This window comes from Rhodoferax sp. OV413, from assembly GCF_900104385.1.
GTDB lineage: Bacteria > Pseudomonadota > Gammaproteobacteria > Burkholderiales > Burkholderiaceae_C > Rhodoferax_B.
In genome coordinates, this window is the sequence record NZ_FNJA01000005.1 from 126623 (window position 1) to 142704 (window position 16082).

Annotated in this window: 15 protein-coding genes; 9 read left to right on the top strand and 6 right to left on the bottom strand. The window is 65.3% G+C overall.

The genetic code is table 11. The features are described 5' to 3' along the window. Positions 1-47: 47 nt before the first annotated feature. Positions 48-203, bottom strand: a complete 156-nt coding sequence (locus BLT66_RS26840) for a hypothetical protein (protein ID WP_176955085.1) — start codon at positions 201-203, stop codon at positions 48-50. A 114-nt stretch (positions 204-317) separates the two neighbouring features. Here BLT66_RS26840 and BLT66_RS17385 point away from each other — a divergent pair, with 114 nt between their 5' ends. Beyond that, a complete protein-coding gene (locus BLT66_RS17385; protein ID WP_092759421.1) occupies positions 318-779 on the top strand; it encodes a tRNA (cytidine(34)-2'-O)-methyltransferase in 462 nt (153 codons plus the stop codon). A 62-nt stretch (positions 780-841) separates the two neighbouring features. Here the strand turns inward: BLT66_RS17385 and BLT66_RS17390 are convergent, their stop codons facing one another. Both BLT66_RS17390 and BLT66_RS17395 read right to left on the bottom strand, forming a co-directional pair. Continuing rightward, on the bottom strand, positions 842-1303 hold the full coding sequence (locus BLT66_RS17390) for a MaoC family dehydratase (RefSeq protein WP_092759423.1): 462 nt from the start codon (positions 1301-1303) through the stop codon (positions 842-844). A gap of 4 nt (positions 1304-1307) precedes the next feature. Further along, the gene (locus tag BLT66_RS17395) at positions 1308-1934 is read right to left on the bottom strand and encodes a ParA family protein (RefSeq protein WP_092759425.1); all 627 of its coding nucleotides are present in this window, start codon (positions 1932-1934) and stop codon (positions 1308-1310) included. Between the two features lie 50 nt (positions 1935-1984). Here BLT66_RS17395 and BLT66_RS17400 point away from each other — a divergent pair, with 50 nt between their 5' ends. Further along, positions 1985-2629 (top strand): glutathione-regulated potassium-efflux system oxidoreductase KefF, encoded by a 645-nt coding sequence (locus BLT66_RS17400; protein WP_092759427.1) that lies wholly within the window; start codon positions 1985-1987, stop codon positions 2627-2629. A gap of 12 nt (positions 2630-2641) precedes the next feature. Further along, on the top strand, positions 2642-4477 hold the full coding sequence (kefC, locus tag BLT66_RS17405; protein WP_092759429.1) for a glutathione-regulated potassium-efflux system protein KefC: 1836 nt from the start codon (positions 2642-2644) through the stop codon (positions 4475-4477). Positions 4478-4486: 9 nt separating this feature from the next. On the opposite strand, the gene BLT66_RS17410 is transcribed toward kefC, so the two are convergent. Further along, on the bottom strand, positions 4487-5512 hold the full coding sequence (locus tag BLT66_RS17410; protein ID WP_092759431.1) for a helix-turn-helix transcriptional regulator: 1026 nt from the start codon (positions 5510-5512) through the stop codon (positions 4487-4489). A gap of 127 nt (positions 5513-5639) precedes the next feature. Next, positions 5640-6401 (bottom strand): sulfite exporter TauE/SafE family protein, encoded by a 762-nt coding sequence (locus tag BLT66_RS17415; protein WP_092759433.1) that lies wholly within the window; start codon positions 6399-6401, stop codon positions 5640-5642. 58 nt (positions 6402-6459) lie between these two features. Between BLT66_RS17415 and BLT66_RS17420 the strand changes: the two genes are divergently transcribed. After that, positions 6460-6894, top strand: coding sequence for a DUF1841 family protein (locus tag BLT66_RS17420; protein ID WP_092759435.1), 435 nt, complete (start codon positions 6460-6462; stop codon positions 6892-6894). A gap of 56 nt (positions 6895-6950) precedes the next feature. Here the strand turns inward: BLT66_RS17420 and BLT66_RS17425 are convergent, their stop codons facing one another. Then, positions 6951-7616 carry a c-type cytochrome gene (locus BLT66_RS17425; RefSeq protein WP_092759437.1) on the bottom strand — a complete coding sequence of 222 codons (666 nt, stop codon included), beginning with the start codon at positions 7614-7616 and terminating at the stop codon, positions 6951-6953. Positions 7617-7717: 101 nt separating this feature from the next. On the opposite strand from BLT66_RS17425, the gene BLT66_RS17430 reads away from it, so the two are divergent. From BLT66_RS17430 to BLT66_RS17450, 5 genes are read left to right on the top strand one after another with little or no spacing between them, the layout of a single operon-like run. Further along, the gene (locus BLT66_RS17430; RefSeq protein WP_092759439.1) at positions 7718-8560 is read left to right on the top strand and encodes an AAA family ATPase; all 843 of its coding nucleotides are present in this window, start codon (positions 7718-7720) and stop codon (positions 8558-8560) included. A 29-nt stretch (positions 8561-8589) separates the two neighbouring features. Beyond that, a complete protein-coding gene (locus tag BLT66_RS17435) occupies positions 8590-9192 on the top strand; it encodes a GNAT family N-acetyltransferase (RefSeq protein ID WP_092759441.1) in 603 nt (200 codons plus the stop codon). 10 nt (positions 9193-9202) lie between these two features. Next, positions 9203-10393 (top strand): vWA domain-containing protein, encoded by a 1191-nt coding sequence (locus tag BLT66_RS17440; protein WP_092759443.1) that lies wholly within the window; start codon positions 9203-9205, stop codon positions 10391-10393. A 3-nt stretch (positions 10394-10396) separates the two neighbouring features. Beyond that, the gene (locus BLT66_RS17445) at positions 10397-12247 is read left to right on the top strand and encodes an autotransporter assembly complex protein TamA (protein WP_092759445.1); all 1851 of its coding nucleotides are present in this window, start codon (positions 10397-10399) and stop codon (positions 12245-12247) included. Continuing rightward, on the top strand, positions 12244-16077 hold the full coding sequence (locus BLT66_RS17450) for a translocation/assembly module TamB domain-containing protein (protein WP_092759447.1): 3834 nt from the start codon (positions 12244-12246) through the stop codon (positions 16075-16077). The genes BLT66_RS17445 and BLT66_RS17450 overlap by 4 nt, the downstream gene beginning before the upstream one ends. Positions 16078-16082 lie beyond the last annotated feature (5 nt).

A 16082-nucleotide genomic window follows, 5' to 3' on the forward strand; every position in this document is an offset into this window, starting at 1 on the left:
ACGGGAAGTGAAGACAGCCGCTATTAGAGCCGGCTTTGCGCAGTGCGTCAGGGCGCGGGGTCTGGCAAGCCGCCATCGCCCGGGTCTTGCGGCGTAGCCGGTTGCGGCGCGCCGGCGTCGGGCTCTACCGGCAAGCTGCCGGGTTCCGGGCCGCCCGGTACATCGTCGTGCGGGCGGTGGGGTTTGTGCGATTGGAATGGCATATTGGCTCCTGGTGCGGGCTTCCATCTTGGCCCCGCTGGCCGGCAATGTCACCCGGACCAGGCCGCGCCGCCGCGTCGGCAGCGGCCTACAGCGCATCCCGGATAATCCGGCCCATGTTTCACATCGTCCTGGTCGAACCCGAAATCCCGCCGAACACCGGCAACGTCATCCGCCTGGCGGCCAACACCGGCTGCCATCTGCACTTGGTGGAGCCGCTGGGCTTCTCCATGGACGACAAGCACATGCGCCGCGCCGGCCTGGACTACCACGAATACGCCACCCTGACCCGGCATGCCGACTGGCCAAGCTTCATGGCCAGCGCCCTGCCCGACCCGCAGCGCATGTTCGCCCTGACCACGCGTGGCACCGGCAATGTGTTCCACACCGACTTTGCCGCTGGCGACTGGCTGGTGTTTGGCTCAGAAACCAAAGGCCTGGCCGAGAGTGTGCGCGCCGACTTCACGCCCGAGCGCTGCCTCAAGCTGCCGATGCGGCCCGGCCAGCGCAGCCTGAACCTATCCAACGCGGTGGCAGTGACGGTGTTCGAAGCCTGGCGCCAGTGCGGCTTTGAATAGCTACTGAATTGATAGCTACTAGCGCTTGTGAAATATGCGCTAGCGCCTGATTTCTTATAAATTCAGGCGTAATGCCGGACCAGCGACTCGGCGACACAAACGGGCTTGGCCTGGCCTTCCAGCTCCATCGTCGCCTCCAGCGTGAGCTGCACGCCCGGTGTTTCAGCCGGCAGCGGCGTGCAGGCAAGCAGCTTGAGCCGCGCGCGCACCCGGCCACCCACCGGCACCGGGCTGATGAAGCGCACCTTGTTCAGCCCGTAGTTCACCGCCATGCGCGACTCGGCGATGCCGAACGAGGCATCGAACAGCCGCGGCAGCAGCGACAGCGTCAGAAAGCCGTGCGCAATCGGCCCGCCGAACGGCCCAGCCTTGGCCCGCTCCACGTCCACATGGATCCACTGGTGGTCGCCGGTGGCGTCGGCGAACTGGTTGACCTGCTGCTGGGTGATCAGCGTCCAGTCGCTGACGGCAATCTCGCTGCCCACGGCCGCGGCCAGGTCGGCAAAGCGGTCGAAGCTGCGCATGGCCTCAGGCGTCCAGCCAGGCGCTCAGCGGCTGCCACTGCTCCAGGTCTTTCTCGACCCGGCCCGGCGCCACGTCGAACACGCTGAGCCCGCCGGCAGCCAGGTGCACATAGTTCTGGGTGTTGCGCAGATAGGTCAGCACCGGTAGCTCCAGGCCTTCCAGGTAGTCGTGCAGGCGCTCGGCGGCCAGGGTGCGCTCGTCGACCCGCATGCCGACCAGGCCGACCTGCATCTTGTCGATGCGGCGGTGCTCGGCCAGCCGGTCCAGAAACTTGCGCGTGGCAAAAATGTCGAACACGCTGGGCTGCAGCGGCACGATGATCTTGTCGGCCAGCTTCATCACGTCTTTGAAGCGCTTGCCCTCCAGGCCGGCCGGGGTGTCCAGCACCGCGTAGGTGGTTTCCTTGCCGGCTTTGGGCGGCTTGTCGATCTCGTCGGCCTCCACGTCCCAGGGCTGGATCGGCGCGGCCGAGGCCGGGCGCAGGCTCAGCCACAGGCGTGCCGATTGCTGCGGGTCCGCATCGCCCAGCACCACGTGGTGGCCCCGCGAGGCGTAATAGCCGGCGATCTGGGTCGACAGTGTGGACTTGCCGACACCGCCTTTGGGGCTGGCAACAACGACGATGGGCATGGATGGCTCCTAAAAAGGGAAACTGCAAAAAATTTTGCTATGTTAGCGGCATGCAAGATCCGCGTCCTCCCACACCTCCCACCACTTCCCCACCCCGTATTTACCTCCTGGCCGCCCACCCCAACTGGCGCGCCTCCAATGTCAACCAGCGCCTGCTGGCCGCCGCCCGAGCCCTGCCCGCCAGCGCCGAAGGCCCGCAGATCGAGGTGCAGGACCTGTACGCCAACTACCCCGACTACGACATCGACGTGGCCGCCGAGCAGGCCCGGGTGGAGGCCGCCGACCTGCTGGTGCTGCTGCACCCCATCCAGTGGTACGCGATGCCGGCGCTGCAAAAGCTCTGGTTCGACGAGGTGCTGACCTACGGCTGGGCCTATGGCGCGGTATCGTCCGAGGGCCCGGATGTGGCTCCGGCCGGCACGCCCGGCACCGCGCTGCGTGGCAAGGCCCTATGGCTGGTGCTGACCACCGGCGGGCAGGAGGGTTCGTACCAGCCCGGCAACGACCACCGGCACCCGTTCGACAACTTCCTGCCGCCCTACGAGCAGACCGCTGCGCTATGCGGCATGCGCTTCTTGCCACCGCTGGTGCTGCACGCCGCCCACAGCGCGGGCAAGCAAGAGGTCAGCACCCACATCGACAGCTTTCGCCAGCGGCTGCAGAGCTACCCCCATTGGCCCGAACTGAGCACCTGAGCACCCAAGCACATGGAACACGCACCCACCTGGCTGACCAACAGCTTCATCTACCTCAGCGCCGCGGTGATCGCCGTGCCGCTGAGCAAAGCCTTGGGCCTGGGCTCCATCATCGGCTACCTGGCGGCCGGCATCGTCATCGGCCCCTGGGGCCTGGGCCTGGTCACCGAGGTGCAGGACATCCTGCATTTCGCCGAGTTCGGCGTGGTGCTGATGCTGTTTTTGATCGGACTGGAGCTGGAGCCCAAGCGGCTCTGGAGCCTGCGCCGGCCCATCTTCGGCTGGGGCTCGGCCCAGGTGCTGGGCTGCGCGGCAGTAATTTTGCTGGTCGGCATGGCGGCCGGCGCGCCCTGGCGTATCGCGCTGGTGGCAGCGCTGGGCCTGGCCTTGTCCAGCACGGCGATTGCGCTGCAGGTGTTCGGCGAACGCAATCTGCTGCCCACGCGCAGCGGCCAGGCCGGGTTTTCCATCCTGCTGTTCCAGGACGTGGCGGCGATTCCCATCCTGGCGCTGCTGCCGCTGCTGGGCGCGGCTTCTGAACAAAATGAGGCTCTAACGCATACATCGCCTGCGCTGCAAGCTCTTAAAACTGTAGCAGTGATTGCGGGCATCGTGCTGGGCGGGCGTTTGCTGTTGCGGCCGCTGTTCCGCTGGATTGCGCGCTCCAAGGCGCCGGAGATTTTTACCGCCGCGTCCTTGCTGCTGGTGGTGGGCATTGCCTCGCTGATGCTGTCGGTCGGCCTGTCGATGGCCTTGGGTGCGTTTCTGGCCGGCGTGCTGCTGGCCGAAAGCGAATACCGGCGCGAGCTGGAGACCGACATCGAGCCCTTCAAGGGCCTGCTGCTGGGGCTGTTCTTCATCGCCGTGGGCATGGGGGTGGACTTTGGCGTGCTGCGCCAGTCGCCGGGGCTGATGGCGGCCATCGTGGTCGGCTTTCTGGCCGCCAAGCTGCTGGTGATCTACGCCATCGCCAAGTTCATGGGCGTGCCGTTTCAGGAGCGACCGGTGTTCACCGTACTGCTGGCCCAGGGCGGCGAGTTTGCGTTCGTGGTGTTCCAGACGGCCAGCGCCGCACAGGTGTTCTCGGCCCAGACCTCGTCGCTGCTGGTCGGTTCGGTGGCGGTGTCGATGATCGTCAGCCCCTTGCTGCTGCTGGCCATCGACAAGCTGTTGCTACCCCGCTTTGCCGAGCGCGGCGGCAAGCGGCTGGACGAAATCTCGGAGCAGCAGGAAGCCCCGATCATCATTGCCGGCTTTGGCCGCTATGGCCAGATCGTCGGCCGCATGCTGCTGACCCAGGGCCTGAGCGCCACCGTGCTGGACCACGATGCCGACATGGTGGATGCCATCCGCCAATTTGGCTTCCGGGTGTTCTACGGCGACGCCACCCGGCTGGACTTGCTGCGCCTGTCCGGTGCGGCCACCGCCAAGATTCTGGTGGTGGCGGTGGACGACAAAGAGCAGAGCCTGAAGATCATCGACCTGGCGCGCGAACATTTCCCGAACCTGGAGATCGTCGCCCGGGCCCGCGACGTGCCGCATTGGAACGAGCTGCGCGACCGCGGCGTGCAGCGGGTGGAGCGCGAGGTGTTCGAGTCCAGCCTGCGCAGCGCACGCTCGGTGCTGGAGATTCTGGGCTACCCCGCGCACGAGGCGCGCCAGCAGGCGATGCGCTTTCGCCGGCACAACATCGATCTGTTCGAGCAGCTGTACCCGCACCGCAAAGACCGGGCGAAGTTCATCGCCGTGGCCACCGAGGGCCGGCAGCAGCTGGAAGAGCAGATGGCCCAGGAGCGCGCGCAGCAGGCGCAGCGGCGGCCCCAGGGCTGGGGCAAAACCGAGAGCTGAGGCTACTAGTTACAGCGCCTCGTCCAGCGCCTGGGCTTCTTCTTCGTCTGCCGGCGCGGGCGCCTGGTAGGCGAGCACCATCTTGCCCACCTCGTCGGCCATGGCCTGGCGCAGGCTGGCCGGGCCTAGCACCTCGCAGTGGGCGCCGTGCTGCAGGATGTCGGCAATCAGCCCGCGGTGGTCCATATAGGGCACGCGCAGCAGGTAGCTGCCGTCGTTCTGCAGCTTGCCTTGCTGTAGCGGATGCCACTGCACATTGGCCACCGCGCTGGCCCGTTCGGCGCTGAACTGCAGCCGCGCCCAGCGCACCCGGCCGCTGGTGAACACACCGTAGCCGGGGCCGAAATGGGCGTCCAGTTTGGGCTCGGGCACGTCGATGGCAGTGCTCGCATGGACCCGGGCGTCGGTGATTGCGTCTACCGCAAAGCTGCACAGCACCTCCAGGGAATGGCTCCAGGCTTCCAGATGCCAGCCACCGCGGCAATGCACCAGGCGCAGCGGCGAGATATCGGGCTCCATCACGCTTTCGCCGCCTTGCGCATGCACCAGGCCCAGGCGCTTGCGCCGCACCAGGGCCAGGCCGACCCGCTCGAAATAACGCGGCGTGGCGGTGTCCTGCTCCAGGCCGATGATGCGCACGCGCCGGCGCAGCTCCTGCAGCTCAGCGTCCTTGCTGTCCAGCAAGGCTTTGAGCCGGTCGCCCACCGGCACCGGGTTGATGATGAGCCCGCCGGTGTCCAGGCTCGCCAGCAGATGCTGCATGGTCAACAAGGCATGGATTTCGGTGGACGAGAACCACAGGCCCGGCAGTTCGTGGGCGCCGGTGGTCACCTCGCCGGCCATGGGGGCAAGCCGGTAGCCACCCGCGGCGCGGCTCCATTCAATGGGGAGTTTGAGGCGGGTGCGCAGATCGTCCAGATCACGCTTCAAGGTCGCTCGGGAGACATTCAGCTCGGCCTGCAAAGCTGCGAAACTAATGACCTTGTGCTGCCGCAGCAGCTGGTCAATTTTGTAAAGACGCCCGGTCTGGTCCATGGTTTCCCCAAATCGAGGTTCGGTTTTATGTAATAGGTGTAACCATTTGATTCCAACATTGGCCATAGAGCAAGGCCCTTTTACACACTGCCTTCGCGCGCATGAGCCACCAGCCCCGCTGTATCGTCTATTTCACAACATCCCACAGCAATTTGCATCCGGTCAGCAGCATGCCAAGGTAAAGCAAGCGGTAAAACAACACTGGGCTGATGCGCTTGGCGATGCGCACGCCTATCCACACACCCACCGGCGCTATGGGCAACAGCGCGATCGACGTGGCCAGGTTGCGCCAGTCCAGCAAGCCCAGCCAGGCGTACGGAATCCATTTCGACAGATTGATGCAGAAGAAGAACACCGCCATGGTGGCCGAGAACTTCAGCGGCGACAGGCGCAGCGGAATCGCGTAGGCATTGATCGGCGGACCGCCCGCATGGGCTATGAAGCTGGTGAAGCCCGAGGTGATGGTCAACAAGGCGCCAACCCAACGCGGCGGCGGTGGGCTGTCGGGCCGGGGCGGAAACAACAGGCGCTGGGCCAGAAACAGCAAGGTAAAGCCGCCGACCAGGCCCGCCACCAGCTTGGCATCCAGCAGCTTGAACAGCAGCGCCCCGAGCACCGTACCGAGCAGCCCGAACGGTATCAAAAAGCGCAGCAAAGGCGCGTCGAAGTTGCGCCGGAAAGCCGCCAGCCCCAGCACATCCATCAACAGAAGCACCGGCATCAGGATGGCGGCCGCCTGTGGCACGGTCACCACCAAGGCCATCATCGGCACGGCCAGCGAACCAAAGCCGGCGCCGAAGCCGCTCTTGCTGATGCCCAGCAACAGCACGGCAGGAATGGAGATAGCATAGAAATGCCAGTCGGTGATCAGGGGAAAGCTTGCAAGCATGGTCGGGGATTCTAGGAGCCACCCCAGGGCTGCGCTTTGCCCATGGTAGGCTTGCAGGATGTTCAATCCGTCCCAAGCCGATGTCCGTCGATTCTTTTGCTCTGTTTACGCCAAGGCGCAGACAGGACAAGCGCTAGAAGCTATTGAAACCATAGCAAGCCAATGGATCGACGAGCACCCGGAATACCATGCAGACTTCCGCGATGTGGATGCGGCACTGGCCCGCAATTTCGACGCCGAAGCCGGCAAGACCAACCCCTTCCTGCACCTGTCCATGCACCTGTCGATCAGCGAGCAATGCTCTATCGACCAGCCACGCGGCATCCGCCAGTCGGTCGAATTGCTGACGCGCCGCCGCGATTCCCTGCACGATGCCCACCATGAGACCATGGACTGCCTGGGCCAGATGCTTTGGGAAAGCCAGCGCGCTGGGCGCCCGCCTGACGGTGCTGCCTATATAGATTGCGTGCAGCGCCGGGCCACGCAAGACTGACCCACCCAATAAAAAACCCGCCGAAGCGGGTTTTTTATTGAAAGGCTGAATCCGGCTTAGCGGAAGCGCGACTGCGGCACCACCTTGAGCTCGCCGTCCAGCGAGTTCACGTAGCCCGCCAACGCCTTGAGCTCGGCCGCAGAGAACTGCTTGGCCACGCCGCCCATGATGGCGTTGGAGCGGCCTACCAGCGCGTTGTTCTCTACCTTGTAGGACTTCAAAGCCACGAACAGGTAGTCGGCATGCTGGCCGGCGATCTTGGGGTAGCTGGGGTCGATGGGCTTGGAGAAGTTGTCGCCATGGCAGGACACGCATGCGCCCTTGGTCAGCAAAGCCGCCACCTGGGCACTCGGTTCCACCGTGGATTTGGCCGGCGGTGCAGCACCTTCGACCACGCCGTTGGCGCTGTAGAAAGCAGCCACATCGGCCATGTCCTGGTCGCTCAGCGAATCGGCAATACCGCGCATGGTGGGGTGCTTGCGCTCGCCCTTCTTGTAGGCATTGAGTGCGGCAACGATGTACTTCGCGCCCTGGCCGGAAATCTTGGGCACCTTGTGCACCTCCGGAAAACTGGCCTGGTAGCCCACGATACCGTGGCAACCAATGCACATATCCACCTTGGCATGGCCTGCTTTGGGGTCTCCGACGATCTCCTGGGCAAAGGATGCAGCGCCCATGGAAGCGACTGCCAATGCAAATACCGTGGTGAAATACTTATTCATTTTTGCGCGCACAATCTGGTGAAAAATCGAGCCTGTAATCAACCTTCGATTATATCCGGCGCGCTTCATATTTCTTCACTTCTTCCGGCTAGCTCCATCCCATGAAGTTTCAAGGCTCCAACAACTACGTCGCCACCCAAGACCTGATGCTGGCAGTCAATGCGGCCGCCACGCTGCAGCGCCCGCTGCTGGTCAAGGGAGAACCCGGTACCGGCAAGACCATGCTGGCCGAGGAAGTCGCCCTGGCGCTGGGCATGCCGTTGCTGCAGTGGCACATCAAATCCACCACCAAGGCGCAGCAGGGCCTGTATGAATACGATGCCGTGAGCCGCCTACGTGACTCGCAATTGGGGGATGCACGGGTTAAGGACATCCATAACTACATCGTCAAAGGCGTGCTGTGGCAGGCGTTTACCGCCGACGAACCGGTGGTACTGCTGATCGACGAGATCGACAAGGCCGACATCGAGTTTCCCAACGACTTGCTGCGCGAGATCGACCGCATGGAGTTCTACTGCTACGAGACGCGCGAGCTGATCCGGGCCAAGAACCGCCCGCTGGTGTTCATCACCTCGAACAACGAGAAGGAGCTGCCGGATGCGTTTTTGCGCCGCTGCTTCTTCCACTACATCAAGTTCCCGGACGCCGGCACCATGCAGCAGATCGTCGACGTGCACTTTCCCGATCTCAAGAAAGAGCTGCTGACGGCAGCCATGAAGACCTTCTACGACGTGCGCAACCTGCCGGGTCTGAAGAAAAAGCCGTCCACCTCCGAGCTGCTCGACTGGCTCAAGCTGCTGGTGGCCGAAGACATTTCCGCCGCCACCCTGCATAGCCAGGACGACTCTGTGGTGGTTCCGCCGCTGGTGGGCGCTTTGCTCAAAAACGAGCAGGATGTGAGCCTGTTCGAGAAACTGGTGTTCATGCAACGCCACCACCGTTGACCCTAGCTCAACCCAAGCCGGAGACTCGCATGGCCCGCTTCATAGATGCTGTGACCCTGACCGGACGCAACCATGTGCTGCTGGAACCCTTGCGGCAAGAACACACAGACGAGCTGCTGGCCGCAGCAGCCGATGGCGAACTCTGGAAGCTCTGGTACACCAGCGTAGCCAGCGCCGATGCCGCGCTCAGCTATATCGACAAAGCGCTTGAGATGCGCGACAACCAGGGCGCCATGCCGTTTGTGGTGCGGCGTAAGTCCGACGGCAAAATCGTGGGCACGACCCGCTACTTCCATGTCGATGCCACCAACCGCCGCCTGGAGATTGGCCACACCTGGTACAGCAAAAGCGCCCAGCGCACCGGCATCAACACCGAAACCAAGCTATTGCTGCTCAAGCATGCGTTCGAAACCCTGAACTGCATAGCGGTCGAGTTCCGTACCCACTGGTTCAACTTCGAAAGCCGCGCTGCCATTGCCCGGATCGGCGCCAAGCAGGACGGCGTGCTGCGCAACCACCAGCTCGCCCCCAACGGTACCTTGCGCGACACCGTGGTGTTCAGCATCGTTACCAGCGAATGGCCGACGGTGAAGGCGCATCTGCGCTGGCTGCTGAATAAGCCGCGCGATTGAGCCCGCCACCATGCTGATCGACTTCTTCTACACGCTGCGCTCCGCCAAGCTGCCGGTTTCGGTGAAGGAATACCTGAGCCTGCTGCAAGCCCTGCAGGCCGGCGTAGTAGGCCCGAACAGCGAAGACAGCTACAAGATAGACGACTTTTACTATCTGAGCCGCTGCACTTTGGTGAAGGACGAAAAGCACTACGACAAGTTCGACCAGGCCTTTGCCACCTACTTCAAGGGGGTGGAGACGGTGGCCGACTTCACCCAGGATGTGCCGCTCGAATGGCTGCGCAAAAATTTGGAGCTCGAGCTCAGCCCCGAAGAAAAAGCCAAGATCGAGAAGATGGGCTGGGACGAGCTGATGGAAACGCTCAAAAAGCGCTTCGAAGAGCAAAAAGAACGCCACGAAGGCGGCAGCAAATGGATAGGCACCGGCGGCACCAGCCCGTTTGGCGCCAACGGCTACAACCCGCAGGGCATACGTATAGGCCAGGAAAAAAGCCGCAACAAAAGCGCGGTCAAGGTCTGGGACCAGCGCGCCTTCAAGGACTATGACGACCAGCAGGAGCTGGGCACGCGCAATATCAAGGTAGCGCTGCGCCGGCTGCGCAAATTTGCTCGCGAAGGCCATGCCGACGAGCTGGACCTGCCCGACACCATACGCTCTACCGCTGCCAACGCCGGCTATCTGGACATCAAAATGGTGCCGGAACGTCATAACAACGTCAAAGTGCTATTGCTGATGGATGTCGGCGGCAGCATGGACGAACACGTGCAGCGGGTCGAAGAGCTGTTCAGCGCCAGCAAAAGCGAGTTCAAGCACCTGGAGTTCTATTACTTCCACAACTGCGTGTACGACTTCATGTGGAAGCACAGCCGCCGCCGCTACAGCGAGAAATTCGCCACCTGGGACATCCTGCGCAAGTACAACAAGGACTACAAGCTGATCTTCATCGGCGATGCCACCATGAGCCCCTACGAGATCCTGCAAGCCGGTGGCAGCGTGGAATACAACAACGAAGAGCCCGGCGCCGCCTGGCTGCAGCGCCTGACCCAGGCCTTCCCCAAGTTCGCCTGGATCAACCCCGAGCCCCAAGGCCTGTGGCAGTACCGCCAAAGCATTGGCGTGATCCAGCAGCTCATGTCCCAGCGCATGTTCCCCCTGACCCTCAAGGGCCTGGAAGACACCATGCGGCTGTTGTCCAAGTAGCCGATGCAGCGATTCTGGTTGCGGGTGTTGCTGTGTGCGGGTGTGCTGCTACTGGGATGCTCAGGGGCACTGCAGGGGCAGCCCTTGCCGGAGCCGGCCGCCGCCAGTACGCCAACGCTTCCATTCGCCTTCGACCTGCGGGTGGAAGCCCCCGACAAAATACGCGAACTGCTGACAAAACACCTGGAACTGCAGCGTTACCGCAGCCTGACCGATCTGGACAGCATAGAACTGGCACGCCTGCTGCAAGCCGCCGAACGCAACGCCCACGACCTGCTGGCGACGCAAGGCTATTTCTCGTCCACCGTCACCATCACCACGTTGGACACCCCGCAAAGCGCCAGCGCACCCCGCGAAGTGCTGCTGACGGTACAGCTGGGCGAACCCGCCCGCATTGGTCAGGTAGAAATCGCTTTTACCGGCCCCATTGCCGAAGACCCTGATGCGCAAGAGCTGCGCGACAGCATACGCAGCGGCTGGCTGCTGCGCGCCGGTGAGCGGTTCACCCAAGAGGCCTGGGACGACGCCAAAACCCAGGCCCTGCGCAGCCTGACCATCCAGCGCTTCCCCACCAGCGAAATCGCCAACAGCCTGGCCGATATCGACCCCGACACCCACACCGTGCGCCTGGATTTGACGCTGGCCTCAGGCCCGGCCTTCCGGTTTGGTACGCTGGACCCGCGCGGCACGCAACGCTACAGCCCGGAGCTGGTGCGTCGCCTGGCCCAGTTGCCCACCGGGTCCGACTACAGCCAGGCCCAGCTGCTGCAGACCCAGCAGCGCCTGGCCGATAGCGGGTATTTCGACTCGGTTTTCCTGACTCTGGACACCAATGGCGACCCGCGCACCGCCACCGTGGTGGCCCAGCTGCGCGAGGCCAAGCTGCAAAAACTGGTGCTTGGCGTGGGCTTCAGTACCGACAGCGGACCGCGCGTGTCTGCCGAGCACACCCACCGCCAGCTGCCCTGGATAGGCTGGCGGGCGGTTTCCAAGCTCACCCTCGACCGCAACACCCAGACCCTGGGCAGCGAGCTCACCGCCCCGCCCGATACCCACAACTGGCGCTGGGCGACCTCGGCCCAGCTGCAGCACCAGGACTTGAGCGGCACCGTCACCAACAGCCAACGCCTGCGGGCCGGCCGCAGCCAGGAGAACGAGCGCATCGACCGCAACATCTACCTGCAATACGACCACGCGATCGAAACCGCGGGCACCGGGCCAGCGGTGTCGTCCAGCGCCATCAGCGCCAACTACGCCTGGACGCGGCGCGACTTTGACGACATCCGCACCCCCACCCAGGGCTATGGCGTGGCGGTGGAACTGGGCGGCGGCTTCACGCTGGGCAGCGACCGCCAGCCGTATACACGGGTGCTGACCCGCTGGTTGGGCTATGTACCACTGGGGCAACTGCTCCCTGGCAACACTTCCACAGTACGCGCTGGCCGCCTGGCGCTGCGGGCCGAAGCCGGTGCCGTCATCGCCAAGGCCGACGCCAATATCCCCAGCACCCAGCAGTTTCTGACCGGCGGCGACACCACCGTGCGTGGCTACGGCTACCAGGACATCGGCGTGCCCAGCACCAGCGGCAGCATCACTGCCGGCCGCTATCTGGGCTCGGGCAGCATCGAATGGCAGCGGCCCATCATCGTCAACGGCCGCGCCAGCGAATGGGAGAGCGCGGTGTTTGCCGACGCCGGCGCGGTAGCCGACACCGTAGGCGCCATGCACGCCAAGGTCGGTGTGGGCGCCGGCGTGCGCTGGCGCAGCCCCGTCGGCCCGGTGCAGATGGACCTGGCCTATGGCCTGGCCACGCACAAAGTACGCCTGCATCTGAGTGTGGGGTTCAGCTTTTGAGTACGGTACGCAGGTCTTTTCGGAAATGGCTGCTGTGGCTGCTGGGAGCGCCCATCCTGCTGCTGGCGGCCCTGGTCGTAGGGCTGGTGATCTGGCTGGGCACCGACACCTCGCTGGCCACCGCGCTGAACCGTGCCGCCGGCTACCTGCCAGCGGGCCACAGCCTGGAGGCGCGCGATGTAACCGGCTCGGTACGCCGAGGCGGCCACATTGGCAGCCTGTTGTACCAAAGCCCCAGCCTGAGGGCCGAAGCCCAGGACGTGGCGGTGGACTGGCAGCTCGACCGCCTGGTGCGGCGCGAGCTACAGCTGGGCAAGCTGCGCATCGCCCGGCTCGACATCGAAGCCACCCCGTCCAACGAACCCAGCAGCCCGCTCGCCGACATCGTGCTGCCCCTGACCGTGGACCTTCCCTTCGAGGTAGCCGAGCTGCACTGGAAAGGCCCACCAGCCCTGGAAGCCCAACAACTGAACGGCCGCTACCGCTTTGAGGGCAGCCAGCACCAACTCGACATCACTAACGTGCGCATCGCCTCGGGCCAATACACCGCCCAAGCCAGCTTGCAGGCACGCAGCCCCATGGCATTGCAGGCCAGCGTACAAGGCACGGTGGACACCCAAGTCCCGGGCGGCGGCAAGCCATTGCGCGTTACCGCCCAAGCCTCGGCCAGTGGCCCGCTGGCAGGGCAAGAGGCCTTGCTGCAGATCCAGGCCCAGCTGGTACCCGGCAACGCCAGCGCATTGCAAGCCACTCTCAACGCGCAAATCCAGCCCTGGGCCGCGCAGCCGGTACACCAGGCCGATGCCAGCTTCCAGCAGCTGAACCTGGCCGACCTTTGGCCCGAAGCCCCGCAAACCCTGCTCCAGGGCAATGCCCAGGTCCGGCCCGGCAGCGCCGCCGCGACCTGGCGCGCCCAGGCCCGCGTGGACAACCGCCTGAGCGGCCCCTGGGACAAAAACCGGCTACCGCTGGACCACGCAGAAACCACACTGCAGTTCCAGCAAGGCGCATGGATCGTCGAGTCGCTCAATGCCCAGCTGGGCAAGGGCGAAGTGCAGCTCAGTGGCCAGTGGAATGGCGCGGGCTCCACCGACTGGACCGCCCAGGCCCAGCTGCGCCGCATCAACCCCGCGGCCATCCACACCCGCATGGACCCGGCCTTGCTGGACGGCAAGCTCACCGCCAGCAGCACAGGCCAAGCGATCCGCTTCGACGCTGCACTGCAACCCGCAAGTAGCACCGCAATCAACCCTGCGCTGCGGGGCCTGCGCGTACGCAGCGTCCAGACCACTGGCCGCTGGGCCGCCGGTACGCTCAGCCTGTCGGCCCTGAAGCTGCAAACCGACGATGCGCTGCTGCAAGGCCAGCTGGATGTGGCAATCGCCACCCGCGCGGCCAAGGGTCAGCTGCACCTGACGTTGCCCGGCGCCCAGGCCGATGTGCAAGGCCAGCTCAGCGCCGCGCAGGGTGCGGGCGATTTCGCGGTGCAGGTCAAGGATGCCAACCTGGCCACGCGCTGGTTGGCCCGCCTGCCCGGCGCGGCCGCCAGCCTGCAAACCACGGCCTTCAAAGGCCAGGCCGCATTCACCGGCCGCTGGACCGGTGGCTGGGCCAACGCCCTGGCGGCCAAGCCCAGCGGTACGCCGTTCCACCTGCAGGCCCAGCTGGCGGTACCCACGCTGGAGATCCGCGCGCCAGCCGACACCGGCACGCCCATCAACCTGCGCCAGCTGACGCTTGATGCATCCGGCAGCCTGAACACGCTGGACCTGGCCTTGCAGGGCGAGGCCGCCACCGGCACCCAGCGCCTGAGCCTGAACAGCCGCGCCAGCGCCGGACTGCTGGCCCCCAACCAATGGCAGGCCCGCATCGCCAGCCTGGCACTACAGCTGCAGGACAGCAGCCGCCCCGGCCCCTGGAAGCTGCAGCTGGACCAGGCTCTCGCCCTGAAGTTCGCCACCCCGGCCAGCGGCAGCAGCTTTGACGCTGCTGCCGGCAGCGCCAGCCTCACCGGGCCTGCGCCCGGCAGCGCCAAGATCAGCTGGCAGCCCGTGGCCTGGGCGCAGAACGGCGGCCGCCTGCGCAGTGCCGGCACGCTGCAAGACATCCCCATGGGCTGGCTGGAGATCCTGGCCGCCGGCAATGGCCAACTGGCGCAAATCGGCCTGCAAGGCAATCTGGTGCTGGACGGCGATTGGGACATCCAGGCCGCGCAGACCCTGCAGCTCAGCGCCAATCTGCGCCGCCGCAGTGGCGACCTGCTGCTGCAAACCGGCGACGATGCAATCAAAAGCGCACCCAGCACCATCAGCGCCGGCATCCGCACCGCCAGCATCGGCCTGCGCACCAATGGCGACACGCTCAGCGCCAGCCTGCGCTGGGACAGCGAACGCGCCGGCCAGATAGAGGCCGACCTGGCCACCCAGATCCGCCAGGCCGACGGCAGCTGGACCTGGCCCGCCGACGCCCCACTGAGCGGCAATGTGCACGCCGCCCTGCCCCGCGTCGGCATCTGGTCGGTGCTGGCACCGCCGGGTTGGCGCATGCGCGGCACCCTGGCCGCCGATGCCAAGCTGGGCGGCACCCGGCTGGCGCCGCAGTGGACCGGCACGCTGCAGGCCGACGACCTGGCGCTGCGCTCGGTGGTCGAAGGCATAGAGTTGCGCGACGGCCGGCTGCGCGCCAGCCTCGAAGGCCAGCGCCTGAACATCAGCGAATTCAGCCTGCGCGGCGCACCTACCGCCGCCGCCACCGGCAACGCCTCCCGTACCGCGCCGCCGGCCAATGACGGCGGCAGCCTCACGGCCACCGGATCGGCCAGCTGGAGCGGCAGCGCCCCGGCCGGTATCCAGATGGACCTGCAGGCCCAGGCCACGGCCCTGCGCATCTCGACCCGGGCCGACCGCCGCCTTACGGTATCCGGCACGCTGCAAGCCAAGCTCGCCCAGGGCAAGCTGGCATTGCAAGGCGCACTCAAGGCCGACCAGGCCTTGTTCATCCTGCCCGATGAAACCGCGCCCAGCCTGGGTGGCGACGTGGTGGTGCGTTCGCGCAGCACTGCGGTAGTGACACCCAGCCCGGCTACGCCAGCGCCCAGCGCTTCAAAAAACACGCCCGAGATCAACCTGGAACTCGACCTGGGCAGCGACTTCCACCTGGTGGGCCGCGGCCTGGACACCCGCCTGGCCGGCAAGCTGAATCTGCGCGCCGGCCCCACCCTGGCCGGCCCTCGCGTCACCGGCGAGCTGCGCACCGTGCGCGGCAGCTACCGCGCCTACAGCCAGCAGCTGGACATCGACGAAGGCATCCTGCGCTTCACCGGCCCCTACGACAACCCCTCGCTCGACGTGCTGGCAATCCGCCCGAACCTGAGCGTGCGCGTGGGCGTGCAAATCACCGGCACCGCGCTGGCACCGCGGGTGCGGCTGTATTCCGATTCCGACCTGTCCGATGCCGAGAAGCTCGCCTGGTTGGTGCTAGGCCGCAGTGCCGCCAATGGCGGCGCCGAAGGCGCGGTACTGCAGCAGGCCGCGCTGGCCTTGCTGGGCGGCAACGGCAAGGGTATCTCCGGCGGGCTGGCATCGGCCCTGGGCCTGGACGAGCTGTCGTTCAGCGGCAGCGGCACCAAAACCGATGGCACGACCAGCGCGGCCGCCGTCACCTTTGGCAAGCGCCTGTCACGCGACTTTTATGTGGCCTACGAGCACAGCCTGGCCGGCACCCTGGGCACGCTGTACATCTTCTACGACCTGAGCAAGCGCTTCACCCTGCGCGCCCAGACCGGCGAACAAAGCGCGATCGACCTGATCTTCACGCTGACCTACGACTGACGATT

What these genes read in the sequence shown, in the direction of transcription:
- BLT66_RS26840 (WP_176955085.1), bottom strand. Translation starts at nt 203, where the DNA reads ATGCCATTCCAATCGCACAAACCCCACCGCCCGCACGACGATGTACCG.
- BLT66_RS17385 (WP_092759421.1), top strand. Translation starts at nt 318, where the DNA reads ATGTTTCACATCGTCCTGGTCGAACCCGAAATCCCGCCGAACACCGGC.
- BLT66_RS17390 (WP_092759423.1), bottom strand. Translation starts at nt 1,303, where the DNA reads ATGCGCAGCTTCGACCGCTTTGCCGACCTGGCCGCGGCCGTGGGCAGC.
- BLT66_RS17395 (WP_092759425.1), bottom strand. Translation starts at nt 1,934, where the DNA reads ATGCCCATCGTCGTTGTTGCCAGCCCCAAAGGCGGTGTCGGCAAGTCC.
- BLT66_RS17400 (WP_092759427.1), top strand. Translation starts at nt 1,985, where the DNA reads ATGCAAGATCCGCGTCCTCCCACACCTCCCACCACTTCCCCACCCCGT.
- kefC (WP_092759429.1), top strand. Translation starts at nt 2,642, where the DNA reads ATGGAACACGCACCCACCTGGCTGACCAACAGCTTCATCTACCTCAGC.
- BLT66_RS17410 (WP_092759431.1), bottom strand. Translation starts at nt 5,512, where the DNA reads ATGGACCAGACCGGGCGTCTTTACAAAATTGACCAGCTGCTGCGGCAG.
- BLT66_RS17415 (WP_092759433.1), bottom strand. Translation starts at nt 6,401, where the DNA reads ATGCTTGCAAGCTTTCCCCTGATCACCGACTGGCATTTCTATGCTATC.
- BLT66_RS17420 (WP_092759435.1), top strand. Translation starts at nt 6,460, where the DNA reads ATGTTCAATCCGTCCCAAGCCGATGTCCGTCGATTCTTTTGCTCTGTT.
- BLT66_RS17425 (WP_092759437.1), bottom strand. Translation starts at nt 7,616, where the DNA reads ATGAATAAGTATTTCACCACGGTATTTGCATTGGCAGTCGCTTCCATG.
- BLT66_RS17430 (WP_092759439.1), top strand. Translation starts at nt 7,718, where the DNA reads ATGAAGTTTCAAGGCTCCAACAACTACGTCGCCACCCAAGACCTGATG.
- BLT66_RS17435 (WP_092759441.1), top strand. Translation starts at nt 8,590, where the DNA reads ATGGCCCGCTTCATAGATGCTGTGACCCTGACCGGACGCAACCATGTG.
- BLT66_RS17440 (WP_092759443.1), top strand. Translation starts at nt 9,203, where the DNA reads ATGCTGATCGACTTCTTCTACACGCTGCGCTCCGCCAAGCTGCCGGTT.
- BLT66_RS17445 (WP_092759445.1), top strand. Translation starts at nt 10,397, where the DNA reads ATGCAGCGATTCTGGTTGCGGGTGTTGCTGTGTGCGGGTGTGCTGCTA.